Genomic DNA, 24,908 nt, shown 5'->3' with positions numbered 1-24,908 from the left:
GGGCGGGGGCGCATAGTCGGGTCAGGGGGTCGGGTCAGGGTGGGCCGGTCCCGTCCACGCCCACGGCCGGTTCGCCGCCCGCCGCCAGCCGTCGGACGGCCGCCATCGGGACGGACAGCCAGTCGGGCCGGTGCCGGGCCTCGTAGAGCACCTCGTAGACCGCCTTGTCGGTCTCGTAGGCCCGCATCAGCTCGGGCGCGGAACGCGGATCGAGCCCGCCGGCCTCGGCGTAGCCCAGGCAGTAAGCGGCCCGGGTGCGCCGGGCCCACTCCAGCGCCCAGGGGTCCGCGCCGGCCGGCCCGCTGCGCGCCGCGTAGTCGAAGGACCGCAGCATCGCCGCGACGTCCCGCACCGCGGGCTGCAGCTTGCGCCGCTCGGCCAGCGGACGGGCCGGTTCGCCCTCGAAGTCGATCAGCGACCAGCGGCCCTCGTCGGCGGAGCGCAGCGTCTGGCCCAGGTGCAGATCGCCGTGGATGCGCTGGGCGGCCCAGCTGCGGCCGTCGTGCCCGACGGCGGCCAGCGCGTCGAAGGCGGTGCGCAGCCGCGCGCGGTAGGGCTGGAGCACGGGCACGGCCCGGGCGGTGGCCTCCAGTCGCTCGATCATCTGCGCCGCGATCACGTCCAGCTGCGGGCGGCGCAGCTCGGTGGTCGGCAGCGTCTGAGCCAGCGCGGTGTGCACCTCCGCGGTGGCGTGCCCGAGCGCCCGGGCCGAGCCGGTGAAGTCGGCGCGGACGGCCAGCGCATTGAGTGCCAGCTGCCAGCCGTCCGCCGAGCCGGGCAGGAACGGCTGGAGCACGCCCAGTGTGGTCGCCTCGCCGTTCTCCTCGGCGATCGCCGACTCGAACCACGCGGCCGGCGCCGGGACCCGGGCGCACTTGGCGTCCGCCAGCGCCCGGGGCAGTTCCAGATCGGGGTTGATGCCCGGCTCGACCCGCCGGAAGACCTTCAGGATGAACGAATCCCCGTACACGATCGAGGAGTTGGACTGCTCGACGGCGATCGGCCGGGCCGGCAGACCGGAGGGGATGTCCGCGTCGGGTTCGCGGCAGAAGCGCAGGGCCCCCAGCCGTCCGGGGATCCGCAGCCGTTCCAGCAGCAGCCCGCAGAGCCGGTTGTCCACCAGTGCGTCGTAGACCACCCGGCCGCGCAGCGGGCCGCCGCCGGGCCGGCCGATCACCGCCGGGGCCAGCTGGGGCGGTGGCGCCGGATGGACCCCGAGCAGCAGCTGGTAGCGGTCCCCGCCGGCCGGGGTGCGGCTCGGTGGGGAGCTCTGCTGGGCCCGGACCAGCAGCTGCAGCAGGCCCGGCGAGGTCCCGTCGCCGGTGCACGGCAGCAGCTCGGTCGCGGACAGCAGGGAGAAGCCGGTGAGCAGCCGTCCCTTGCCGGCGAACCAGCGCTGGCGGGGAACCCATTCGGCGAGCAGCGGTGTCAGCGAGGAGAGCAGATCGGGGGCGGTGACGAGCGGACGGTGGTCAGGGGTGTTGCGGGTGGCACGGGTCGGGGCGGTGTCCGACATGGCGTCGCGTCCTTTCCCCGGGCACACGACAGGTAGGGCAAAGTGTCCCGGAATACGGCCTTCACTGTGCGGTGGCGCGGTGGCGGTACCCCCGGACGGAGGGTGTGAAGATCCTCCCGGCGGGGGTGTCGGGATCGTCCGTACGGCAGCGGTCGTTCGATGTGCGTGTCCGCTGCGTGGCGGTCCCCCTCGAACCCGGGACCACCGGGGGCTCACCCGGCCCGTGCGGTAGTAAGGAGCCTGCCCGAGCGAAAGGTCAGAAAACGCCCGTACGCGGTATGCGGCCGCGTACGGGCGGGGTGCTCGGTGCCCGTGCCCGGTCAGGGCCGGGGCACTAGGTGGCGTTCTTGCGCAGCCGGAACCAGTAGAAGCCGTGACCCGCGAGGGTGAGCAGGTACGGCAGTTCCCCGATGGCAGGGAAGCGGACGCCGCCGATGAGTTCCACCGGATGGCGGCCGCTGAACGCCCGCAGGTCCAGCTCGGTCGGCTGGGCGAAGCGGGAGAAGTTGTGGACGCACAGCACCAGGTCGGCGTCCGCGCCGCCGGTGCCCGGCGAGGCCCGCAGGAAGGCCAGCACCGCCGGGTTGGTGGAGGACAGCTCGGTGTAGCTGCCGAGGCCGAATGCCGGGTTCTGCTTGCGGATCTCGATCATCCGGCGGGTCCAGTGCAGCAGCGAGGACGGCGAACTCATCGCGGCCTCGACGTTGGTGACCTGGTAGCCGTAGACCGGGTCCATGATGGTCGGCAGGAACAGCCGGCCCGGGTCGCAGGAGGAGAATCCGGCGTTGCGGTCCGGGGTCCACTGCATCGGGGTGCGCACCGCGTCCCGGTCACCGAGCCAGATGTTGTCGCCCATGCCGATCTCGTCGCCGTAGTAGAGGATCGGCGAACCGGGCAGCGACAGCAGCAGGGCGGTGAACAGCTCGATCTGGTTGCGGTCGTTGTCGAGCAGCGGGGCCAGCCGGCGGCGGATGCCGATGTTGGCCCGCATCCGCGGGTCCTTGGCGTATTCCGCGTACATATAGTCGCGCTCTTCGTCCGTGACCATTTCGAGGGTCAGCTCGTCGTGGTTGCGCAGGAAGATGCCCCACTGGCAGCCGGACGGGATCGCCGGGGTCTTGGCGAGGATTTCCGAGACCGGATAGCGCGATTCGCGGCGCACCGCCATGAAGATGCGCGGCATGACCGGGAAATGGAACGCCATATGGCATTCGTCGCCGCCGACCGCGTAATCGCCGAAGTAGTCGACGACGTCCTCCGGCCACTGATTGGCCTCGGCCAGCAGTACGGTGTCCGGATAGTGCTTGTCGATCTCGGTCCGGACCCGCTTGAGGAAGGCGTGCGAGGCGGGCAGGTTCTCGCAGTTGGTGCCCTCCTCGGCGTAGAGGTACGGCACCGCGTCGAGCCGGAAGCCGTCGATGCCCAGGTCCAGCCAGAAGCGCAGGGCGGAGATCATCTCCTCCTGGACCGCCGGGTTCTCGTAATTCAGGTCCGGCTGGTGGGAGAAGAAACGGTGCCAGTAGTACTGCTTGCGGACCGGGTCGAAGGTCCAGTTGGAGGCCTCGGTGTCGACGAAGATGATCCGGGCGTCGGCGTACTGCTTGTCGTCGTCCGCCCAGACGTAATAGTCGCCGTAGGGGCCGTTCGGGTCGCTGCGTGATTCCTGGAACCACGGGTGCTGGTCGCTGGTGTGGTTCATCACCATGTCGATGATGACCCGCATGCCGCGGTGGTGTGCGGCGTCCACGAATTCCACGAAGTCCGCCAGATCGCCGAATTCGGGGAGCACCGCGGTGTAGTCGGCGACGTCGTAACCGCCGTCCCGCAGCGGCGATTTGAAGAAGGGGGGCAGCCAGAGGCAGTCCACCCCCAGCCACTGCAGGTAGTCGAGCTTCGCGGTGAGGCCCTTGAGGTCACCGATGCCGTCGCCGTTGCTGTCCTGGAACGAGCGCACCAGGACTTCGTAGAAGACGGCCCGTTTGAACCAGTCGGGATCGCGGTCCTTGGCCGGGGTGTCCTCGAACGTGTCGGGGACAGGCTCATTGACGATCAATTGGGTGACCCTCCGATCGGTGAGGACGGTCGCAGCGACAGCACATGGGCGGGCGCGAGCGAGCGGCCCGGCTCCAGGCGCACATAGTTGTCCCTGCCCCAGTGGTAGGTATCGCCGGTGAGCTCGTCGCGCACCGGGAAGGACTCGTGCCGGCCGAGGCCGAGTTCCGGCATGTCCAACGACACCGTCGCCTCGTGGGTGTGGTGCGGGTCGAGGTTGACCACCGTGAGCACCGTGTCGGTCCCGTCGCCGTGCCCCGCGCGCTTGGAGAACGCGAGCACGGCGTCGTTGTCCACGGGATGGAAGTGCAGATTGCGGAGCTGCTGCAGGGCAGGGTGCCGGCGACGGACGCGGTTCAGGGCGGTGATCAGCGGGGCGATGGTACGCCCCTCCTTCGCCGCCGCATCCCAGTCACGGGCCTTGAGTTGGTACTTCTCCGAGTCGAGGTACTCCTCGCTGCCGGGGCGTACCGGGGTGGACTCGCAGAGCTCGTATCCGGCGTAGACGCCCCAGGTGGGGGACAGGGTGGCGGCCAGCACGGCACGGATCTCGAAGGCGGGGCGGCCGCCTTCCTGGAGGTAGGCGTGGAGGATGTCCGGGGTGTTGACGAAGAAGTTGGGCCGCAGATAGGCGGCGGACGCGCCGGACAGCTCGGTGAGGTAGTCGGTCAGCTCCTGCTTGGTGTTGCGCCAGGTGAAGTACGTGTACGACTGCTGGAAGCCGATCTGGGCGAGGGTGTGCACCATCGCGGGGCGGGTGAACGCCTCGGCGAGGAAGAGCACGTCCGGATCGGTGCGGTTGATGTCGCCGATGACCTTCTCCCAGAAGGCCACCGGTTTGGTGTGCGGATTGTCCACCCGGAAGATCCGTACGCCCTTGCCCATCCAGAAGCGCAGCAGCCGCTCGGTCTCGCGGACCAGCCCGCGGAAGTCGGCGTCGAAGGCGAGCGGATAGATGTCCTGGTACTTCTTCGGCGGGTTCTCGGCGTACGCGATCGAGCCGTCGGAGCGGTGGTGGAACCACTCGGGGTGCAGGGTGACCCAGGGGTGGTCCGGCGAGCACTGCAGCGCGAAGTCCAGGGCGACCTCCATCCGCAGGTCGCGGGCGGTGCGCACGAAGTACTCGAAGTCCTCGAAGGTGCCCAGGTCGGGGTGGAGCGCGTCGTGCCCGCCGGCCGCCGAGCCGATCGCCCAGGGGGAGCCGACGTCGTCCGGGCCGGCCGACAGGGCGTTGTTGGGGCCCTTGCGGAAGGACGTCCCGATGGGGTGCACGGGCGGCAGGTAGACCACGTCGAAGCCCATGGCGGCCACGGCCGGGAGGCGTTCGGCGGCGGTGCGCAGGGTGCCGCTGACGGCCGTGCCGTCCGGGGTGACCACCGCGCCCTCGGAGCGCGGAAAGAGTTCGTACCACGAGCCGTACAGGGCCCGGCGGCGCTCGACGACCAGCGGCATCGGGCGCGAGACGGTGAGCAGTTCCCGCAGTGGGTGGCGGCCCAGGGCCTCGATGACCTGCGGGGCGAGCGCGGCGGCGAGCCGGGTGGCGGCGGGCAGCTGCGGGTCGCGCAGGGCGTCCACGGCGGCCAGCACCGCCTCCCGGCCGTCGCTCTTGGGAACATCGGCGGCCGCCCGCTCGTGCAGCTCGGCGCCCTCGGCGAGGACCAGCTCGGTGTCGATGCCCGCCGGGATCTTGACCGCGGCGTGCTTGCGCCAGGTGGCCAGCGGGTCCGACCAGGCCTCGACGGTGAAGGTCCAGCGGCCCTCGATGTCCGGGGTGACCTCGGCGCTCCAGCGGTCGGTACCGGGCGCCCGTTCCTGCATCGGTGTCCAGGGCCCGCAGCGGCCGGCGGGATTGCGCAGCACCACATTGGCCGCGACCGCGCCGTGGCCTTCGCGGAAGACCGTGGCCGAGACCTCGAAGGTCTCGCCCACCACGGCCTTCGCCGGGCGGCGGCCGCAATCGATCTGCGGGTGGATGTCCAGAACAGGGATGCGACCGATCATGGGCTCACCTGGGGGCTTGTGACGCTTTGCGGGGTTTTGTCCTTTGTATCCGCTCCGCGGGAGGGGGACCGGGTGCGGGCATGGGGGCTCCTGTCCGCTTCACCCGGCTGGCGGAGAACACGGCCGACCGGGGCGTACTCGATGAGCCTTCCCTCGACCGGCGGACATGAACTCGGGCGGAAGGTGAACGACTGGTACGTCACCAGGGACCCGGTGCGGCCTCGCGGACACGCGGCCACCTCGGTGCGGACGGCTGCGGAGCTGGGCGGACACGATCGGCGTTCGCCTCCTCAACTCAGGTGTGATCACAGCGGAGTTGCGGTGTGCGGAAGTACCGGTGTCGCGCCGCGGCCGGTCGGCGCCACACCGCAGCCTCTCTCCAGGAGGGATCTCGTACAAGGGCGCCTGAGGGGGTGGAATCGGCCATATCGGGAAACGCGCGGGTAGGGAGGTGCGTGTGGCCCGCGGGTTCGCTCAACTTCCCTGATTCGCAGGTGAGTTGGCACGCCGTACCTGGTGTGGTCGCCGCCCGGGCCACCCGGATGAGGGAGTGGCGGGCTGCCGGGCGTCAGCGGTCCCGGCGATGGGCGACGGCCTTCCTGACCAGACGGCCCTCGGCGAAGCACAGCTCGTAGGCCGCGTCGGGGTCGGGGTCGATGCCGTAGTACGTGCAGGACCAGCCGCGGGGCGGTGCGGGGGTGCCGCCCGGGGGCACGTCCAGGTGGAAGAACGGCACCAGGCCGTCCACCTGCGCGCGCGGCATGCCCGGGCGCAGCCGGTCGTAGCTCGCCCGGTCCAGGATCGTCCACTCGGTGCTGACCAGGGCGAAGACGCCCATCAGTACCAGCAGTGCGGCGGTCACCGCGAGCGGGACGGTCACCGTCTGGCGCAGCCGACGCCGCACCTGGCGCCGGGCCCGGTCCAACTCGCGGGCCGCGGCGGTCGGTTGGGGCGCTGCATTGGCGCCGGTGAGCGGGCCGCCGGTGAGGGGGAGCCGGGCGGCGACCGTGAAGCCGCCGTCGGGGGTCGGGCCGCTGTGCAGGGCGCCGCCGGCCAGTCGTACCCGCTCGTCCAGGCCGACCAGTCCGCTGCCGCCGGAGACCGCCGCCGGGGCGGGGCCGGGCGGCGGCGCGGCATTGGTGACGGTGACCCGAAGCTGCCCCTCCGCCCGCTCGATCCGCACCCGGACGGCCGCGCCCGGGGCGTGCTTGGCGGCGTTGGTGAGCGCCTCCTGGACGAGCCGGTGCACGGCGGGTCCGGTCATGCCGGGCAGGCCGGCCGCCCCGGCCTGTTCCGCGCCGGCCCGTTCCGTCCCGCCCGGCTGCTCCGGGCCGCCCGGCCGTTCCGCCGCGTGGGGCGGCTCGGCCCCGTCGGGCTGCTCCAGTGTCACCGTCATCCCCGACGCCCGGGCGCGTGCCACCAGCTCCGTCACGCTCCCGTCCGCGGGCCGCCGGGGCGCGCCCTCGTCGTCCGTCCGCAGCACGCCGATGATCTCCCGCAGCCGCTCGGTCGCCGCACCGGCCGCCGCCCGCAGCTCACCGGCCGCCGCCCGGCGGTCCGCGGCCAGCGCCGGATCCAGCTCCAGCGCACCGGCCCGTAGCGCGATCAGCGCCAGCTCGTGGCCGAGCGAGTCATGCATGTCGCCGGCGATCCGGGCCCGTTCGCGCAGCCGGGTGCGGTCGGCCACCGCCTGCTGCTCGCGCTCCATCCGGTCGGCCAACTGCCAGCCGGTGCGGACGAGTTCGGCGTACTGACGGCGGTAGCGGCCCAGCAGCCAGGGCAGCACCACGTTCAGCAGCAGCGTCATCAGGAAGGTGAACCACGGCCACAGGGTGCGGGCGGCCAGTGCGCACACCGGTACGCCGGCCAGCGCGACGCCGGTGAAGAACCACAGCGCGGGCCGGGCCCGGGCCACCCGCACCCCGGCGAGATGCCCGAGCACGGCCAGGGCGAGGAAGTACGCACCGGTGAACAGCTGCACCGACAGCACCAGGCTCGGCACGACCGGCACCGCGACCGCCACCAGCGGGGCCCGCCGGCGGACGAGCACGGCCAGCGCGAGCAGCGGGAAGCCGGCCAGGGTCGCCCAGCGCTGTGGTCCCGAGGGGTCTTCGAGGGCGTAGAGCAGCGGAGGTACGCACAGCAGCAGCCACAGTGCGAGGCCGGGCAGCCGGGCGCGCAGCCGTCCCGCGTCCGTGCGCCGCGTCCAGGACCGCAGTGCGGCCCGGGACGGCGGACGTCTCACGAGGCGGGGACCAGGCCGGCCTCGTAGGCGAGGACTGCGGCCTGGACGCGGTTTTTGACGCCCAGTCGGGCCAGGGCCGCGCTGACGTACGCCTTGACGGTGCCCTCGACCAGGAAGAGCCGCCGGGCGATCTCCGCGTTGGACAACCCGGCGCCGACCAGGCCGAGCACCTCGCGTTCGCGCGGGGTCAGCTCGGCGACCCGGGCCCGGGCCGCCGCGCCCCGGCCCAACTGCCCGTTCGCCATATGGGAGATGACCCGCCGGGCAACCGACGGGGCGAGGCAGGCGCCGCCCTCCGCGACGGCCCGGACCCCGGCGATGAGCTCCCGCGGATCACCGGTCTTGAGCAGGAAGCCGGCGGCGCCCGCGCCGAGCGCGCCGGCGATGTGGTCGTCCTCCGAGAAGGTGGTCAGCATGACCACCGCCGTCTCCGGGAGGGCGGTGGCGAGTTCGGCGGCCGCGGCCAGGCCGTCCAGGCGCGGCATGCGGATGTCGAGGAGGCACACGTCGGGGCGGTGCCGCAGCGCGAGGTCGACCGCCGCGCGGCCGTCCCCGGCCTCCGCGACCACCTCGATGCCGGGCGCGGTGGCGAGGATCGCGCGCACCCCGGCCCGCAGCAGGGCCTCGTCGTCGGCGAGCAGCACCCTGATCGTGTCGTCCATCCGGACCCCCGTTCCGCCCCGTTGCGCGCGCCGACCGCCCCGGGACGCGCGAAGGCGGTGTCCGGAGGGTCTCCGGACACCGCCCGCTTCGGGGTCACGTTACCCCGGGCCGATCAGTGCGCATCGGCCAATTGCGTCACTTGACGGCGACGCCGGTCCAGGCCGCCTCGACGCCCTTGACCTCGGCGCTGTCCGCGCCGTAGAGGTCGGTCGCGGCCTTCTTGGTGGCCTCACGGGCCGCCTTGTAGTCGGTGTTCGAGGTCATGTACTCGGTGAGGGCCTTGAACCAGATCTTCTCGGCCTTGTCCCGGCCGATGCCCTCGACCTTCTTGCCGTCCGCCGTCGGGCTGTCGTACTTGACGCCACCGATCTCCTTCGCGCCGCTGCCCTCGGACAGCAGGTAGAAGAAGTGGTTGGCGACGCCCGAGGAGTAGTGCGGGTCGAGGTTGCCGGTGTTGGAGTCCCAGTTGTCCTGCGACTGGCCGTCCTTGCTGGGCTTGTCCATGTAGCGCAGCGGCTTGCCGTCACCGTTGATGTCGATCTTCTCGCCGATGAGGTAGTCGCCCGGGTCCTTGGCGTTCTTGGCGTAGAACTCGACCGAGGTGCCGAAGATGTCCGAGGTGCCCTCGTTGAGGCCGCCGGACTCACCGCTGTAGGTGAGGTTGGCGGTGGCGGAGGTGACACCGTGCGACATCTCGTGCGCCGCGACGTCGATGGCGGTGAGCGGCTTCTTGTTGCCCTCGCCGTCGCCGTACGTCATGCAGAAGCAGCTGTCGTCCCAGAAGGCGTTGACGTAGCTGTTGCCGTAGTGGACGCGGGACGAGGCTCCCTTGCCGTCGCCCTTGATGCCGCTGCGGCCGTGCACGGTCTTGTAGTAGTCCCAGGTCAGGGCCGCACCGTAGTGGGCGTCGACGGCCGCGGTCTGCGGGTCGTCGGGCTTGCCGGTGCCCCAGGCGTCGTCGTCGTCCGTGAAGGCCTTGCCGTCACCGGACTCGCTGTTCCCCAGGTTGGAGGTCTTGTGGCCACCGCGCCCGTCGTCGGTCAGGGTGAAGCCGCTGCCCTCCTTCTTGGTGCCCAGCTCGACGCTGCCGCTGTACTCGCTCTCGCCCTTGCCGGTGTGGATCTCGTCGTACTGGAAGAGCTTCTTGCCGGTGTTGGCGTCGGTGATGACGTGCAGCCGGCTGGGGGTGCCGTCCTTCTGGACGCCCTTGACGACGGTGTCGTAGGCCAGGACCGGCGTACCGGAGGCGGCCCAGACGACCTTCTTCGGGGTCTGCGCGGCGGGGGCCTGCTTGGCGGCGAGCGACTTCACCGCGGTGCCCTGGGCCGACTTCGCGGCGGCCTGGGGGGCGATCTTGGCGGTGGTGGAGGCCACCTTGATGCTCTTCTGCGTCGACTTGGTGGTCGACTTGATCGCGCCGCCCTTGGCGGTGTGCACGACCAGGTCGCCGCCCAGCACCGGAAGTCCGGCGAAGGTGCGGTCGTAGCGGGTGTGCGTGGTGCCGTCGGCGTCCTTGATGACGTCCTTGACGACCAGCTTCTCCTGGCCGCCGAGGCCGAGGGCCTTCGCGGTCTGCGCCTTGGTGGTGTCCGCGTCGCGCAGGAGTTCCGCGCGGTGCGAGGCGCTGAGCTGGAGAGGGGATGCGTCCTTGTGGGGGGACGGGGCCGGCGAGGCGCCGGCCGTACCGGCGGTGATGCCCGCCGCCAGCAGGGCGGCGGCCGCCAGGCCGCCACCGATCACACGGGTCTTACGGGATATGTGGGGGGCCACGGGTGCTCCTTCAACTTTGCCAAGTGGTGGGGGTGCAAAGCGATGCGGGTGTGACTCGCGTTCCGGAACACTGCCAGCTGTACGCGTGCATGTCAGGAGCCTGTTCACAGGTTGGCCGAAAGTCGTCCGTACTGAGGTGATCGGTGTTCGCATAACGGAGGCGGGCGCCGCCCCCGGAGTTCCGGGGACGACGCCCAATTTCCCTGCTCACCAGGTCAGTTGCCCGTCTTCCCGGCGACCGGCCCGGCTATGTCACAGCAAGGTGACGACTGAGTGCCCTCGCGGGATCAGAACGTCAGCTTCCAGCCGTTGATGTAACCGGAGTCCTGCGAGTAGACGTCCTGGACGCGCAGCTTCCAGGTGCCGCTCGCCGCCTCCGAGGAGGCGTTGACGGTGTACGTGGTGTTCACGTTCGCCGCGGAGTCGTACGCGTTGGAGTTCTTCAGCCGGTAGGCCGTGCCGTCCGGGGCGATCAGGTCGATGACCAGGTCACCGCGGTAGGTGTGGACGATGTCCACGCCGACCTTCAGCGTGCTGGAGGCGTTGCCGCTGCGGCTGACGGTGATCGGCGAGGTGACCGCCGCGCCCGCGTCCGGGATCTGCACATCGGCGGAGTTCTCGAAGACGTTGCCGCCGCCGGTCGCGTTGACCGTCCAGGTGAAGGAGGTGGTTCCGGTCTTCTTCGCGGAGTCGGTGACCGTCACCGTCACGTTGGACGTGCCGGCCGTGGTCGGCGTCCCGGAGATCAGACCGGTGCTCGCGTTGATGGACAGCCCGGAGGGCAGTCCGCTCGCCGCGTAGGACAGCGCGCCCGCGGTGCCGCTGGTGGCCTTGATCTGCAGGCTCGCGGCCTGGCCGACGGTGCTGGTCTGGTTGCCCGGGTTGGTGACGGTGACCCCGCCGCCGTCCGGTACGCGGGAGCCGACGTTGACCGCCGCCCAGGTGTTGGCGACCGTGTTGTACGACGCGCTGCCCTGGCCGAACAGGTCCGCTGCCGCCTTCAGCGTGGCGGTGCGGGCGTCGGCGTAGTTGGTGGTGGCGGTCATGTACTGGCTGAGCGCCTTGAACCACACCTTCTCGGCGTTGGCCCGGCCGATGCCCGGCACCGGAAGGTTGTCGGAGGTCGGGCTGTCGTAGTGGACGCCGCCGATGTCCTTCGGGCCGCTGCCCTCGGACAGCAGGTAGAAGAAGTGGTTGGCGACGCCGGACGAGTAGTGCACGTCCTTGTTGCCGACACCGCTCGACCAGTAGTCCGCGGAGGCGCCGTCCTTGCTGGGCTTGTCCATGTAGCGCAGCGGGGTGCCGTCGCCGTTGATGTCGATCTTCTCGCCGATGAGGTAGTCACCGGGGTCGGACGCGTTGTTGGCGTAGAACTCCACCGCCGTGCCGAAGATGTCGGAGGTCGCCTCGTTGAGGCCGCCGGACTCGCCGCTGTACTCCAGGCCTGCGGTGTTGGAGGTGACACCGTGCGACATCTCGTGGCCGGCCACGTCGAGGGAGGTCAGCGGGTCGGCGTTGCCGCTGCCGTCGCCGTACGTCATGCAGAAGCAGCCGTCGTCCCAGAAGGCGTTGACGTAGCTGTTGCCGTAGTGGACGCGGGAGTAGGCGCCGACGCCGTCGCCCTTGATGCCGCTGCGGCCGTGCACGTTCTTGTAGTAGTCCCAGGTCTCCTGGGCGCCGTAGGCGGCGTCCACACCGGCCGTCTGGGCGTTCTGCGTCGTGCCGTCGCCCCAGGTGTCGTCGGCGTCGGTGAACAGCGAACCGGTGCCCGACGAACCGTGGTTGAGGTTGTAGGTCTTGTGGCCGCCGCGGGTGGCGTCGGTCATCGAGAAGTTCGGGGCGGAGCCCGAGGTCCCGATGGTGACCTTGCCGCTGTACTTGCTGTTGCCGACGCCGGTCTCGATGCCCTGGTACTGGAAGATCTTGGCACCGGTGGTGGCGTCGGTGATGACGTGCAGCTGGTTGGGGGTGCCGTCGTCCTGCAGCCCGCCGACCACGGTCTCGTAGGCCAGCCGCGGCTTGCCGTCGGCGACCCAGATCACCTTGCGGGGAGCCTTCGCCGGGGCGGTCTTCTTCGACCCGAGGGTCTTCGCCGCGGAGACGGCCTTCGCGGCGGCCGCGGCCGGGGTGATCTTGGCGGTGGTGCTCGCGACCTTCAGCTGCGAACGGACGGCCTTGGTGACGCCCTTGAGCGTGCCGCCCTTGCTCTCGTGCACGACGAGGTCGCCGCCGAGCACCGGCAGTCCGGCGTAGGTGCGCTCGTAGCGGGTGTGGACCGTGCCGTTGGCGTCCTTCGAGACGTCCTTGACGACCAGCTTCTCCTTGGCGCCGAGCTTGAGCTCGCGGGCCGTCTTGGCGGTGGTGGCGCCGGCCGCCCGTATCAGCTCCGCACGCTGGGACGGGGACAGCTTGGCCGGCAGTGCGCCGGGATCGGGTACGGCGTGCGCGGTGCCGGGCCGCGGGGCGGCCGCCGTACCGGTGCCGGCCTGGACTCCGACGGCCAGCATCGCGGTGACGGCGACCAGCGCGCCGGTCGCGACGGCGCGTCCATGGGGGGTGCGTCTCACACTGACTCCTTCTGCGGTGGCCGCTACGTGACGGCGCGGCCGAGGGGGACCGGGCGGCCCAACGGCCGTCCGGGCAGATCGAGGCAGAACACTTGGAGCGTGTGGGGGGAGACGTACGCAAGAGGTGCGACGTACTGGTGGAACGGATCGTGCAGGGGAAGCCCGCTGCCGCAGGGCGTGGTGCTGTGGGGACCGTGCGGCGGCTGCGGGGAAGAGTCCCACCACGGCTGGCTGGTTGTCAGGGTCCGTTCAAGTAATTGGCCGGAAAACGTCCGTTGCGCGAAATCGACGTCCGGAATCCGGACGATGAGTGATCGCCGTCACGGCCGTCCCCCGTGCCAGGACCGCCAGAGCGCCGCATACGCACCACCGGCCGCCACCAGCTCGTCATGGGTGCCGAGTTCGGCCAGCCGGCCGGCCTCCATGACGGCGACCCGGTCCGCGTCATGTGCGGTGTGCAGCCGGTGCGCGACGGCGATGACCGTACGGCCCGCGAGCACGGCGGCCAGCGCCCGCTCGGTGTGCCGCGCGGTACGCGGATCGAGCAGCGCCGTCGCCTCGTCCAGGATCACCGTGTGCGGGTCGGCCAACACCACCCGTGCCAGGGCCAGTTGCTGGGACTGCGCGCCGTCGAGGCGGTGGCCGCCCGGCCCCAGCTCGGTGTCCAGACCGGCCGGCAGTTCCCCGGCCCAGCCGGCCCCGACGGCCGCCAGCGCGGCCCGCAGCTCGCCGTCCCCGGCACCGGGCGCGGCCAGCCGGAGGTTGTCGCGGACGCTGCCCAGGAACACGTGGTGCTCCTGGGTGACCAGGACCACGTGCCGCCGCAGCACCTCAGGATCCAGCCCCGCGACCGGCACCCCGCCGACCGTCACCGACCCGCGGCGCGGCGCCTCGATGCCGGCCAGCAGCCGCCCCAGCGTGGACTTCCCGGCCCCGGAGGGACCCACCAGCGCCAGCCGCTCACCGGGGCGGACGGTGAGGGTGACGCCGTGCAGGACGTCCCCGGCACCCGGGTCCGCCGCCCCGGCCGGCCCGTCACCGCCGGTGGGGTAGGCGTAGTGCACGCCACACGCCTCGATCCGGTCACCGGCCGGGACCGGACCGGCGCCGCCGGCCGCCTCCCGGGCCTCCGGGACCGCCCCCAGCCCCTCGACGCGGGCGAACGCCGCGCCGCTGCTCTGCAGTTGCTCCATCCACAGCAGAACCGTGTCCAGCGGCTCGGACAGCTGCCGCAGATACAGCGCGGCGGCGACCACCGCGCCCAGACCGACACCTCCCCGCCCCATCAGGGCCCCGCCGGCCAGCAGCACACCGGCCACCGGCAGGACATGGCCGACGTCCACGGCGGGCAGCAGCACACTCCGCAGGAACAGCGTCCGCAGCCGCGTGCGGCGGCACTCGGCGATCGCCCGCTCGCTCGCCGCCCACCGGCGCTCCTGCAGGCCCAGCGCCTCCACCGTCCGGGCACCCGCGGCGGTGGCGGCCAGCAACTCGGCCAGTTCCGAGGTCGCCGCGCCCTCCGCGAGATACGCCCGGTGCGCCCGGCGCAGATACCAGCGGACCGCCAGCAGTCCGCCCAGCAGCCCCAGCGCACACAGCCCGAGCAGCGGAGCGACCACCACCACGGCACCGAGCAGGAACAGTGCCTGCACGGCCGCGACCGAGACCTCCGGCGCGGCGTCCCGCAGCGTCCGCCCGACCGAGGTGACGTCCGTCGTGCCGCGGGCCGTCAGATCGCCGGTCCCGGCCCGCTCCACGACCGCGGCCGGCAACGCCAGCGCCCGGTCGACGTAACGCTCCCGGATCCGCGCCGCGGCCCGTTCCCCGAAGCGGTGGCCTACGTACCGGGCCTGCCGTGCCAGCAGCAGCTGGGCCACCGCGCACACCAGGATGACCAGTGCCAGCCGGTCCACCGCGGCCACCCCGCCGCCGTCCCGGACCGTGTCCACGATCCGGCCGAGCAGCCACGGGCCGGCCAGTCCGGCACCGGCCGCCAGCGCGTTCAGCACCAGCATCAGCGTGAACGCCCGGCCGTCCCGGCGCACCAGCCGCAGCGCGGCCCGCCGGGTCGCGGTCGGCCCGGCCACGGGAAGCCCGTGCGAGCCGGGTGGTGTGGCGTGTGCCGTCGATGACGTCATGACGCGGCCCCTCCGTCCTGGTCCTCGTATGCTTCCGCGTCGTGTTCCTCGCCCTCGCCCTCGTCCTCGTCGCGGGCCACCAGGCGGCGGTACGCGGGTACGTCGTCGAGGAGTTGGCGGTGCCGGCCGACCGCGCTGACCTTGCCGTCAACGAGGAAGCACACCACGTCGGCGTGGTCCAGCAGCAGCGGGGAGGCGGTGGTGACGACCGTCGTACGGCCGGTGCGGGCGGCGTGCAGCCGGGCCGCGACCGCCGCCTCGGTATGGGCGTCCACGGCCGAGGTCGGCTCGACCGCGAGCAGCACCTCCGGGTCGGCCAGCAGGGCCCGTACCAGGCGCAGCCGCTGCCGCTGGCCGCCGGAGAGGTTGCGGCCCTGCGCCGCGACCGGCGCGTCCAGCCCGTCGGGCAGGGCCCGGACGATGTCCTCGGCCAGGGCCGTGTGCAGGGCCCGGCCGATCGCCGCGTCGGTACGGTCCCGGCGTCCGCTCACCACCTCGCGCAGGGTGCCGGCGAACAGGTCCGCCTCGTTGTCCGCGACCAGGATGCGTGCGCGGACCCGGTGCAGCGGGATCTCGTCCAGCCGGACCGCGCCCCACGCCGCCGCGGAGTCGGCGAACCGGCCCAGGCGGTCGACCACCGCCGCCGATTCGGCCGGCCGGGCGGCGACCAGCGCGGTCAGCAGCCCGGGCACCACCTCGACGCCCGACTCCGGATCCCGCAGCACGGCCACCTGCTCGGGCCCGGCCGATCGCCGCGTCGCTACGGTCCCGCCGTCCGCTTCCACGGCATCCGCTTCCACGGCATCCGCGGCGCCGGTGACGCCCTCGGGATCCGCCGCGTCCGCCCGCAGGTGCAGGAACCGTACGACCCGGCGGGCGGCGACCAGGCCGCGGGTGAGGTCGTAGCCGCCCTCGATGAAGAACGACACCGGCACCACCAGGGCCGCCGTATAGCCGTAGACCGCCACCAACTCGCCGGTGGTGAGGTCCCCTTGTGCCGCCATCCGGGCCGCGAGCCAGGTGACGGCGGCCAGGAACAGGACCGGCAGACCCACCCCGAGTGCCTGGATCCAGCTCGTCACCGCACCGACCCGGTAGCCCTCGCGGCACAGCTCCTGCGACGCGCGTCGGTAGCGGCCGGCGAAGACCTCCTTGCCGCCCAGCCCGCCGAGCACCCGCAACCCGCCCACCAGATCGCCCAGTTGGGCCGCCAGCCCGCTCTGCCGCTCGCGGTAGTGGGTCTCCGCGCCCTGCAGCCGTCCCAGCAGCGGCCCGACCGCCACCGCCAGCAGCGGCACGCCCAGCAGCACCACCGCGGCGAGCAGCGGCGAGACGGCCAGCAGCAGCACGGCGACGACGCCGTACGCCAGCACCCCGCCGACGCCCGGCCCGGTCATCGTCAGGGTCTGGCTGATCACCGCGACGTCGCCGATCCCGATGGTGACGACCTCCCCGGTCGTCACCTGCCGGGGCAGCGCCGCGCCCAGCCGCAGGGTGTGCGCCACGACCGCCCGGACCGTACGGAACGTGGCGTCCATCCGGATCCTGGTCATCGTGCGGTGCCGCATCATGCCCAGCCAGGCGGTCAGCCCGCCGACGGCCAGCAGCACCGCCACCCAGCCCGCCAGCGCCGCGGTCCGCCCCGGCGCCAGCCCCTCGTCGATCGCCCGGGAGAGCACGTACGGCGGCACCATCAGCCCCGCGTTCCACAGGCTCCCGTACGCCGCCCCCGCCGCCACCCGCCCCCGCTGGCTCGCCACCAGCCACCACAGATAGCGCCCGGCACTCCGCGGCGCGTCCGCCGGCTGCTCCATGTCATTCCCCCCGGTTCGGTCCGCCCACTGTAGATCGCCGGCTTGACCTTCGCCCATGGGGCAATCCCTGGCGTCGCCGCCATGAACTCCGCACCGAAGAGCGCAGTGGCATCCACCCGTTCCGCCGGTCCCCGTACGGGACTTGAGGTCCGGCTCGCCGGGCGGCCCGAGGGGCTGCCCGGCCCCGACGACGTCGAGGTCAAGGCGGTACCGCGGACGCACCGGCCGCCTGGACGACGCAGATCCGGGCCACGCCGCCTACCCCACGCTGTCCCGCCACGCCTGGTGCAGGGCGGCGAACCGGCCGCGGTCCTTGATGAGCCGGTCCGGTGGGCCGTCCTCGACGATCCGGCCGTCGGCCATCACCAGGACCCGGTCGGCGATCTCGACGGTGGACAGGCGGTGGGCGATGACCACGGCCGTACGGCCCCGCAGCACAGTGTCCATGGCCCGCTGGACCGCGCGTTCACCGGGGATGTCCAGGGAACTGGTCGCCTCGTCGAGGATCAGCACGGCCGGGTCGGCGAGCAGTGCCCGGGCGAAGCCGACGAGCTGGCGCTGGCCGGCGGATATCCGGCCGCCGCGCTTGCGCACGTCGGTGTCGTAGCCGTCCGGCAGGGCGGCGATGAAGTCATGGGCGCCGATGGCCTTCGCGGCGCTCTCGATCTCCGCGCGGGTGGCGTCCGGCCGGCCGAGGGCGATGTTGTCGGCGACCGTGCCGGAGAACAGGAACGCCTCCTGGGTGACCATCACGACGGCGCGGCGCAGCTCCGCCGCGGACAGCTCGCGCAGATCGACGCCGTCGAGCAGGACCCGGCCCTCGGTGGGGTCGTAGAAGCGGGCCAGCAGCTTGGCGAGGGTGGACTTGCCGGCGCCGGTGGCGCCCACCACGGCGGTGGTCGAACCCGCCGCGAGGGGCAGGTCGAAGCGGGGCAGCACCTCGCCGCCGGTGCGGTAGGCGAAGCTGACCCCGCGGAACGCCACCTCGCGGCCCGGACTGCCGGACGCGACGGCCGGCAGCCCGGCGGGGGCGGACGGTTCGGGGACCGTCGGGCGCTGGGCGAGCAGACCGGCGATCTTCTGCAGCGAAGCGGCGGCGCTCTCATAGGCGTTGAGGAACATGCCGAGGCGGTCGATGGGGTCGTAGAGCCGGCGCAGATAGAGCACCGCGGCCGCCAGCACACCGAGCGCCAGCCCGCCCGTGGCCACGCGGTAGGCGCCCCACAGGACGATCGCGGCGACCGCGACGTTGGCGGCCAGGCGGGAGAGGACGACATAGCGGGCCATCTCCAGGAACGCGTCGCCGTTGACCCGCTCGTGGCGGTGGTTGAGCCGGGCGAACGCCTCGTCGTTGGGCCGCTCGCGGCGGAACGCCTGCACCGGGCGGATGCCGTTGAGGGTCTCGGTGAACTGCACGATGACGCCCGCCATCGCCGTCGACTTGGCGCTGTAGACCCGGTGGGAGCGGCGGCGGTACGAGCGCACCTCGAGCGCCAGCGGGGCGGCGGAGACGAGCGCGGCCACGCCGAAGCCCGGGTCCAGGAAGAGCAGGGTCACGGTGATGTAGACCGACGACAGGGCGATGGTGATCAGTTCCTGGATGCCCTCGTCGAGGAGTTCGCGCAGCGACTCGACGTCGGTGGTGGCCCGGGATATCAGCCGGCCGGAGGTATAGCGCTCGTGGAAGTCCAGGCCGAGCGCCTGACCGTGCCGGAAGATCCGGCCCCGCAGGTCCAGCAGCACGTCCTGGCTGACCAGGGCGGACACCCGGATGAAGCCCCACTGCAGCCCGCCGGACGCCGCGGCGCACAGCCCGGCCGCGACCGCCACGGCGACCAGCGGCCCGTGGTCGCCCGCGCGCAGCGCCGGCACCGCCCGGTCCAGTGCGTAGGCGACCAGCAGCGGACCGGCCTGCACGGCGGCCTGCTGCAGGAGCAGCAGTACGGCGACCAGGCCGACGCGGCGGCGGTGCGGCGCCAGTAAGGAGGCGAGGAGTGCCCGGGCGGCGTTCCTGGGGGCGGGCAGCCGGTCCCGTTCGAAGGCGTCGTCGACCTCCGGCCGCTGCCCTGCGGAGCGCTCCGTGTCGGCGGAGGGCTGCCGGGTCGCTCCGGGGCCGGGCTCGGGGGCGTCGGAGGGGCGGCCGGTCGTGGTGGTGGTCATCGGGCGGCCTCTTCCTCGCCGGACATCAGGGCGGCGTATTCGGCGTGGTCCCGGAGGAGTTCGTGGTGGGTGCCGACGGCGGTGATCCGGCCGCCGGAGAGCAGCGCCACCCGGTCGGCGAGCAGGACCGTGGACGGGCGGTGGGCGACGACCAGGGCCGTGGTCGTCGCCAGGACCTGGCGCAGCGCCGCCTCCACCAGGGCCTCGGTGTGCACGTCGAGGGCGGAGAGCGGATCGTCGAGGATCAGGAAGCGGGGCCGGCCGACCACCGCGCGGGCCAGCGCCAGCCGCTGCCGCTGCCCGCCGGACAGGCTCAGGCCCTGCTCGCCGACCGGGGTCGCGCCGCCCTGCGGCAGCGCGTCGACGAACCCGTCGGCCTGTGCCACCCGCAACGCCCGGCGCAGATCGGCCTCTTGGGCGTCGGCCGCGCCCATGAGGACGTTCTCCGCCGCGGTCGCGGAGAACAGCGTGGGCTCCTCGAAGGCCACCGCGACCAGCGAACGGACCTCGTCGCGGCCGATCGTCGCCAGATCGCGGTCGTCGAGGGTGATCCGGCCGGCGGTCGGGTCGTACAGCCGCGGCACCAGCGCCGTGAGCGTGGTCTTACCGCTGCCGGTCGCGCCGACCAGGGCCATCGTCTCGCCGGGCCGGATGTGCAGGGTGACGTCCTGGAGGGTGGGCGGGGCGTCCGGCGGGGCGTCGGGATAGCGGAACTGAACCCCGGAGAAGACCAGACCGCCGGGGGCCGACCGGGGCCGGCCCCCGCTCTCCGGCCCGCGACCCGCCACCGGCTCCGCGCTCCCCGCCGGCCTGCCGCCATCCGCCGCGTCGGCGCGCGGCTCACCCGGTGCGCGGCCCACCTCCGGCCCGCCCGCCACCGGCGCGTCGCTCACCTCCGGCTCGTCCATCACCTCGAAGTACCGGTCGGTGGCCGTGGCCGCCTCGTTGCTCATGGCCAGCAGGAAGCCGATCGACTCCACCGGCCAGCGCAGCGCCAGCGCCGTCGACAGGAACGCGACGAGCGTGCCCGCGGACAGCGCGCCGTCGGCCACCTGGACCGCGCCGAGCACCAGGGCGGCGCCGAGCGCACACTCCGGGAGGGTGGTGTTCAGCCCCCATATCCAGGCCAGCAGCCGCGCCTTGCGCAGTTCGGAGGCGCGCAGCCGGCGGGTCAGCTCCTTGAAGGCCCGGGCCTGGCTGCGGTGGCGCCCGAAGCCCTTGATGATCCGGATGCCGAGCACCGACTCCTCGACCACGGTGGTCAGATCGCCGATCTGGTCCTGGACGACGCGGGCCGCCCGCCCGTACTTCGCCTCGAAGACCGAGCACAGCACCAACAGCGGCAGCAGCGGCGACAGCAGCACCAGCCCCAGTGACCAGCGCTGGGCCACCAGCAGCACCCCGCCCACCAGGATGGTCACGCCGTTGACCAGCAGGAACGTCAGGGGGAAGGTCAGGAACATGCGCAGCATCTGCAGATCGGTGGTGCCCCGCGACAGCAGCTGGCCCGACGGCCAGCGGTCGTGGAAGGCCACCGGCAGCCGCTGGAGCCGGCGGTACAGCGCCGCGCGCATCGCCGCCTCCACCCCGGACAGCGGGCGCGCCACCAGCCAGCGCCGGAACCCGAACAGCAGCGCCTCGGCGAGCCCGAGCAGCAGGAGATAACCGCCGCCCAGCCACACCCCGCCCGGGTCACCCGTCGCGATCGGCCCGTCCACCAGCCACTTGAGCACCAGCGGGATGACGAGGCTGACGCAGGAGGCCACCACCGCCACGAACGCGGCCGTGAACAGCCGCGCCCGCACCGGGCGCACGAACGGCCACAGGCGCAACAGCGAGCGCACCGCGGAGGGTTGGGGTGAGGGGGATAAGGACGTCGGGTCGGTCGGGTTCGTCGCGTACGTGGTATCGGCCATCACTCGCGAGCGTAAGGCGCACCACTGACATCGCTCAGCCGGATTTCCGCGGGCCGCGGCCGGCACCCGTCAGTTCGCGCCGCGCCGCGCCGCGCCGCTCCCGCGCCGGCCCGCACCGCCCCGGCCTCAGCCCGGCACCGCCCGGAACAGCAGCACCGACCGCCCCTCCACCGTGAGCGCGCCGCCCGCCGGGCAGGGTGGTTCGCCGGCGGTGGGCTGTTCCTCGCGGGCGGTGTCGACGAGGAGTTCGTAGGTCTGGGCCCAGGGCGGGCCGGGGAGGGTGATCCGGCGGGGGCGGGCGGCGGCGTGCAGGACGGCGAGGAAGCTGTCGTCGACGATGCGGACGCCCCGTTCGTCGCGCTGGGAGATGTCGTTGCCGGAGAGGTACATGCCGAGCGTCGCCCCCGGGGTGTACCAGTCCTGTTCGGTCATCTCCGTCCCGTCCGCGGTGAACCAGGCCAGATCGCGCAGCCCGCCCTGCTCGTGCGGCCGCCCGGAGAAGAACGCCCGGCGGCGCAGTACGGGGTGGGCGCGGCGCAGCGCGATCAGCCGGGCGGCGAGGTCGGCCAGCGGGCGCCAGCGGGGGTCGTCCAGGAGCGACCAGTCGAGCCAGCCGGTGGGGTTGTCCTGGCAGTAGGCGTTGTTGTTGCCGTGCTGGGTGCGGCCCATCTCGTCGCCGGCCACCAGCATCGGCACGCCGGTCGACAGCAGCAGGGTGGTCAGGAAGTTCCGCAGTTGGCGGTGGCGCAGCGCGGTGACCTCGGGGTCGTCGGTCTCGCCCTCGGCTCCGCAGTTCCAGGACCGGTTGTCGTTGTTGCCGTCCCGGTTGTTCTCGCCGTTGTCGCCGTTCCGTTTGTGCTCGTAGGTGACCAGGTCGCGCAGGGTGAAGCCGTCGTGCGCGGTGATGAAGTTGACCGACGCGTACGGGCGGCGGCCGCCCCAGGCGTAGAGGTCACTGGAGCCGGAGAGCCGGTAGCCCAGGTCCCGCACGTCGTGCTGGGCGCCGCGCCAGAAGTCGCGGACGGTGTCGCGGTAGCGGTCGTTCCACTCCGTCCACAGGGGTGGGAAGGCGCCCACCTGATAGCCGCCGGAGCCGACGTCCCACGGCTCGGCGATCAGCTTGACCCGGCGCAGCACGGGGTCCTGGGCGATCACGGCGAGGAACGGGGAGAGCATGTCGACGTCGTGCATCGAACGGGCCAGCGCGGCCGCGAGGTCGAAGCGGAAGCCGTCCACGCCCATCTCGGTGACCCAGTAGCGGAGGGAGTCCGTGATCAGCCGCAGCACGTGCGGCTGGACGACGTGCAGGGTGTTGCCGCAGCCGGTGTAGTCGGCGTAGCGGCGGGCGTCGCCGGCCAGCCGGTAGTAGCCGCGGTTGTCGATGCCCCGCAGGGAGAGAGTCGGGCCCAGTTCGCCGGCCTCCGCGGTGTGGTTGTAGACCACGTCGAGGATCACCTCGATGCCCGCGTCGTGCAGCGCCCGCACCATCCGCTTGAACTCGCCGACCTGCTGCCCGCGGGTCCCGGTGGCGGCGTAGCCCGCGTGCGGCGCGAAATAGCCGATGGAGTTGTAACCCCAGTAGTTGCGCAGCCCCCGGCGCACCAGGTGGTCCTCATGGGCGAACTGGTGGACCGGCAGCAGCTCGACGGCCGTGACGCCGAGCCGGACCAGGTGGTCCAGCGCGGCGGGGTGCGCCAGCCCCGCGTACGTGCCGCGCAGCCGCTCCGGAATGCCGGGGTGACGCATCGTGAAACCGCGGACGTGCAGTTCGTAGAGGACCGAATCCGGCCAGGGGGTCTTCGGGCGGCGGTCGTCCCGCCACTCGTCGTCGCCCTCCTCACCGGCGTCCCCGCCGACCACGACGCCCTTGGGGACGAACGGGGCGGAGTCCCGGTTGTCGCGGACCGTGTCGGCGAGGTGCTGGTCCGGCCAGTCCCGGACGTGCCCGTAGAGCTGGGCCGGCAGCGCGCCCCCGGGGCCGGCCGGCTCCGTACGGTGGCCGAAATCGCCGTCGACGGCCCTGGCGTACGGGTCGAGCAGCAGTTTCGCCGGGTTCCAGCGGGCGCCGGACCAGGGGTCCCAGCGGCCGTGCACCCGGTAGCCGTACCGCTGGCCGGGGCGCACGCCGGGCAGGAAGCCGTGCCAGATCTCATGGGTCAGCTCGGTCAGCGGATGGCGGGTCTCCTGCTCCGCCTCGTCGAACAGGCACAGCTCCACGGCCTCGGCGCCACCGGCCCACAGGGCGAAGTTGGTGCCGGCGACCCCGTCGGGGCCGGTGCGGTGGCGCGCTCCCAGGGGAGTGGGGGCGCCGGGGCGGATGTCCGCGGGCGGGGCGAGGGGTTCGTCCGCCACCGCCTCTTGTTCGGGTGCGCTCGACACGTGCCGGCCTCCTGCGGCTCATGGCTCGGTCGGGCGGTGCCCCCGCACGGAGTCCCGGCCGCGCGTACGTCCCGCCCTCCCGGTTGTTCTTCCCGCAACCGGCCGTTGCCTCACGTTTCCCCGCGCGGGGGCTCGGCGCGCCGTCCCGGAGCCCCTCGGGGACGGGACAAACGGATGGATCCGCACGCGACATACCGTCGTCACTCCCCACCATCCCGCACACTTCGGTATATGACCGGCCATCAGCAGGAACGTGCAGGGGGACGAGCGAAGAACCACCGGGCCGTCCGCGTCCGCGTCGCCCGCGTCGTCGCGGCCTGGCTCGCCGGGACGGTGGCACTGGCCGGCTGCGGGGACCCCGAGGCGCTCATCGGCGGCGCCCCGCGCTCCCCGGAGGAGGCGATCAGGATCGTCCCGGAGAACGGCGCGCGCGGTGTACGGGCCAACGGGCGGTTCGAGGTCCGGGTGCCGGAGGGGCGGCTGGAGCGGGTGCACGTCACCCGCACCGCAGGAGCCGGCCGGCTGCCGGTGGTCGGCCGGATCTCACCGGACGGCATGGTCTGGCGGCCCGCCGCCGGCCCGCTGCGGCCCGGCACGACGTACACCGTCGACGCGGTGGCGCTGGACGGCGCCGGCCACCGCGCCGCCCGCCGCACCACCTTCACCACCGCCCCGCCGGTCCACCACGTCACCGGCTCGTTCTCGCCGCAGAGCGATGCCACGGTCGGCACCGGCCTGATCTTCTCGATGGTCTTCAACCGCCCGATCGCCGACCGCGCGGCCGTCGAGCGCGCCGTCCGGGTGAGCGCCCGGCCCCGCGTCGAGGTCGCCGCCCACTGGTTCGGCCACCGCCGCCTCGACTTCCGCCCCCGCGACCGCTGGCGGCCGGGCACCAGGGTCACGGTGGAGCTCCGGCTGCGCGGCGTGAAGGCCGCACCCGGCGCCTACGGGACGCAGCGCCGGACCGTGCACTACCGGGTGGGCCGGGACCAGGTCAGCTTCATCGATGCCGCGCGGCACACGATGACGGTGCGGCGCGACGGACGGACCGTCGCGGTGCTGCCGGTCACCGCGGGCGACGCCGCGAACCCCACGTACAACGGGCGGATGGTCATCCTGGAGCGGCATTCGCTGACGCGGATGGACGGCGGCACGGTCGGCTTCGGCGGTGAGTACGACATCCCCGACGTGCCGCACGCCATGCGCCTCACCAGGTCCGGGACCTTTCTGCACGGCAACTACTGGGCGCGGCCCGAGGTCTTCGGCGGCCTCAACACCAGCCATGGCTGCGTCGGCCTCAAGGACATCAGGGGCGGCGGCCCGCACACCCCGGCGGGCTGGTTCTTCGCCCAGTCGATCGTCGGGGACACCGTGGTCGTCCAGAACTCCCCGGAGCGGCTGGTCGCACCGGACAACGGCCTGGGCGGCTGGAACCTGTCCTGGGAGCAGTGGCGGTCCGGCTCCGCGCTGCGCTGACCGGCGCCGACGGCGAACCGGCCGGGGCGAGCCCGGAAGCGACCGGGGCGGGCGCCGGGCCGGAGGCACGGGGCGCCGGACGGGCCCGCGACCGCGCCGGAGCCGCTCCGGCGGGCGTGCCCGGCCGTCCGCTCCCGCTCACCCCCGCACTTGGGACTAAACGGTGACATCCGCGGGGAGTTCACATGTCAGTGCGGTGTGGTTATCTAAC

At 72.8% G+C, this 24,908-nt stretch carries 13 protein-coding genes; 1 reads left to right on the top strand and 12 read right to left on the bottom strand.

Annotated elements, in window-relative coordinates:
* Nucleotides 1-34 precede the first annotated feature (34 nt).
* From IG62_RS0109355 to glgX, 12 genes are all read right to left on the bottom strand, one after another.
* On the bottom strand, nt 35-1,516 hold the full coding sequence (locus IG62_RS0109355) for a maltokinase N-terminal cap-like domain-containing protein (RefSeq protein ID WP_030799718.1): 1,482 nt from the start codon (nt 1,514-1,516) through the stop codon (nt 35-37).
* A 334-nt stretch (nt 1,517-1,850) separates the two neighbouring features.
* A complete protein-coding gene (treS, locus tag IG62_RS0109350; protein WP_030799716.1) occupies nt 1,851-3,569 on the bottom strand; it encodes a maltose alpha-D-glucosyltransferase in 1,719 nt (572 codons plus the stop codon).
* The gene (locus tag IG62_RS0109345) at nt 3,566-5,569 is read right to left on the bottom strand and encodes an alpha-1,4-glucan--maltose-1-phosphate maltosyltransferase (RefSeq protein WP_030799713.1); all 2,004 of its coding nucleotides are present in this window, start codon (nt 5,567-5,569) and stop codon (nt 3,566-3,568) included. The genes treS and IG62_RS0109345 overlap by 4 nt, the downstream gene beginning before the upstream one ends.
* Nucleotides 5,570-6,137: 568 nt before the next feature.
* Nucleotides 6,138-7,814, bottom strand: coding sequence for a sensor histidine kinase (locus IG62_RS0109340; RefSeq protein WP_234326352.1), 1,677 nt, complete (start codon nt 7,812-7,814; stop codon nt 6,138-6,140).
* On the bottom strand, nt 7,811-8,476 hold the full coding sequence (locus tag IG62_RS0109335; RefSeq protein ID WP_030799709.1) for a response regulator transcription factor: 666 nt from the start codon (nt 8,474-8,476) through the stop codon (nt 7,811-7,813). Before IG62_RS0109335 ends, IG62_RS0109340 begins: the two co-directional genes overlap by 4 nt.
* A gap of 136 nt (nt 8,477-8,612) precedes the next feature.
* Complete coding sequence (locus IG62_RS0109330) at nt 8,613-10,247, bottom strand: M4 family metallopeptidase (protein ID WP_030799707.1); 1,635 nt, start codon at nt 10,245-10,247, stop codon at nt 8,613-8,615.
* Nucleotides 10,248-10,534: 287 nt separating this feature from the next.
* Nucleotides 10,535-12,814, bottom strand: a complete 2,280-nt coding sequence (locus IG62_RS0109325; protein ID WP_030799704.1) for a M4 family metallopeptidase — start codon at nt 12,812-12,814, stop codon at nt 10,535-10,537.
* A 320-nt stretch (nt 12,815-13,134) separates the two neighbouring features.
* Nucleotides 13,135-14,952, bottom strand: coding sequence for an ABC transporter ATP-binding protein (locus IG62_RS0109320; RefSeq protein ID WP_051797793.1), 1,818 nt, complete (start codon nt 14,950-14,952; stop codon nt 13,135-13,137).
* Complete coding sequence (locus IG62_RS0109315; RefSeq protein WP_037838023.1) at nt 14,949-16,766, bottom strand: ABC transporter transmembrane domain-containing protein; 1,818 nt, start codon at nt 16,764-16,766, stop codon at nt 14,949-14,951. Before IG62_RS0109315 ends, IG62_RS0109320 begins: the two co-directional genes overlap by 4 nt.
* A gap of 258 nt (nt 16,767-17,024) precedes the next feature.
* Nucleotides 17,025-18,926, bottom strand: a complete 1,902-nt coding sequence (locus tag IG62_RS0109310) for an ABC transporter ATP-binding protein (RefSeq protein WP_030799696.1) — start codon at nt 18,924-18,926, stop codon at nt 17,025-17,027.
* Complete coding sequence (locus IG62_RS0109305; protein WP_030799693.1) at nt 18,923-20,842, bottom strand: ABC transporter ATP-binding protein; 1,920 nt, start codon at nt 20,840-20,842, stop codon at nt 18,923-18,925. Before IG62_RS0109305 ends, IG62_RS0109310 begins: the two co-directional genes overlap by 4 nt.
* A 126-nt stretch (nt 20,843-20,968) precedes the next feature.
* Complete coding sequence (gene glgX / locus IG62_RS0109300; protein WP_030799690.1) at nt 20,969-23,221, bottom strand: glycogen debranching protein GlgX; 2,253 nt, start codon at nt 23,219-23,221, stop codon at nt 20,969-20,971.
* A gap of 231 nt (nt 23,222-23,452) precedes the next feature.
* Between glgX and IG62_RS0109295 the strand changes: the two genes are divergently transcribed.
* Nucleotides 23,453-24,697: a L,D-transpeptidase gene (locus IG62_RS0109295; protein ID WP_030799687.1), complete on the top strand. Its 1,245-nt coding sequence runs from the start codon at nt 23,453-23,455 to the stop codon at nt 24,695-24,697.
* Nucleotides 24,698-24,908 lie beyond the last annotated feature (211 nt).

This window comes from Streptomyces sp. NRRL S-337 (assembly GCF_000720175.1).
Classification (GTDB): domain Bacteria; phylum Actinomycetota; class Actinomycetes; order Streptomycetales; family Streptomycetaceae; genus Streptomyces; species Streptomyces siderophoricus.
This window is presented reverse-complemented; position numbering and strand designations above follow the sequence as displayed.

What these genes read in the sequence shown, in the direction of transcription:
- IG62_RS0109355 (WP_030799718.1), bottom strand. Translation starts at nt 1,516, where the DNA reads ATGTCGGACACCGCCCCGACCCGTGCCACCCGCAACACCCCTGACCAC.
- IG62_RS0109345 (WP_030799713.1), bottom strand. Translation starts at nt 5,569, where the DNA reads ATGATCGGTCGCATCCCTGTTCTGGACATCCACCCGCAGATCGATTGC.
- IG62_RS0109335 (WP_030799709.1), bottom strand. Translation starts at nt 8,476, where the DNA reads ATGGACGACACGATCAGGGTGCTGCTCGCCGACGACGAGGCCCTGCTG.
- IG62_RS0109320 (WP_051797793.1), bottom strand. Translation starts at nt 14,952, where the DNA reads ATGACGTCATCGACGGCACACGCCACACCACCCGGCTCGCACGGGCTT.
- IG62_RS0109315 (WP_037838023.1), bottom strand. Translation starts at nt 16,766, where the DNA reads ATGGAGCAGCCGGCGGACGCGCCGCGGAGTGCCGGGCGCTATCTGTGG.
- IG62_RS0109310 (WP_030799696.1), bottom strand. Translation starts at nt 18,926, where the DNA reads ATGACCACCACCACGACCGGCCGCCCCTCCGACGCCCCCGAGCCCGGC.
- IG62_RS0109305 (WP_030799693.1), bottom strand. Translation starts at nt 20,842, where the DNA reads ATGGCCGATACCACGTACGCGACGAACCCGACCGACCCGACGTCCTTA.
- IG62_RS0109295 (WP_030799687.1), top strand. Translation starts at nt 23,453, where the DNA reads ATGACCGGCCATCAGCAGGAACGTGCAGGGGGACGAGCGAAGAACCAC.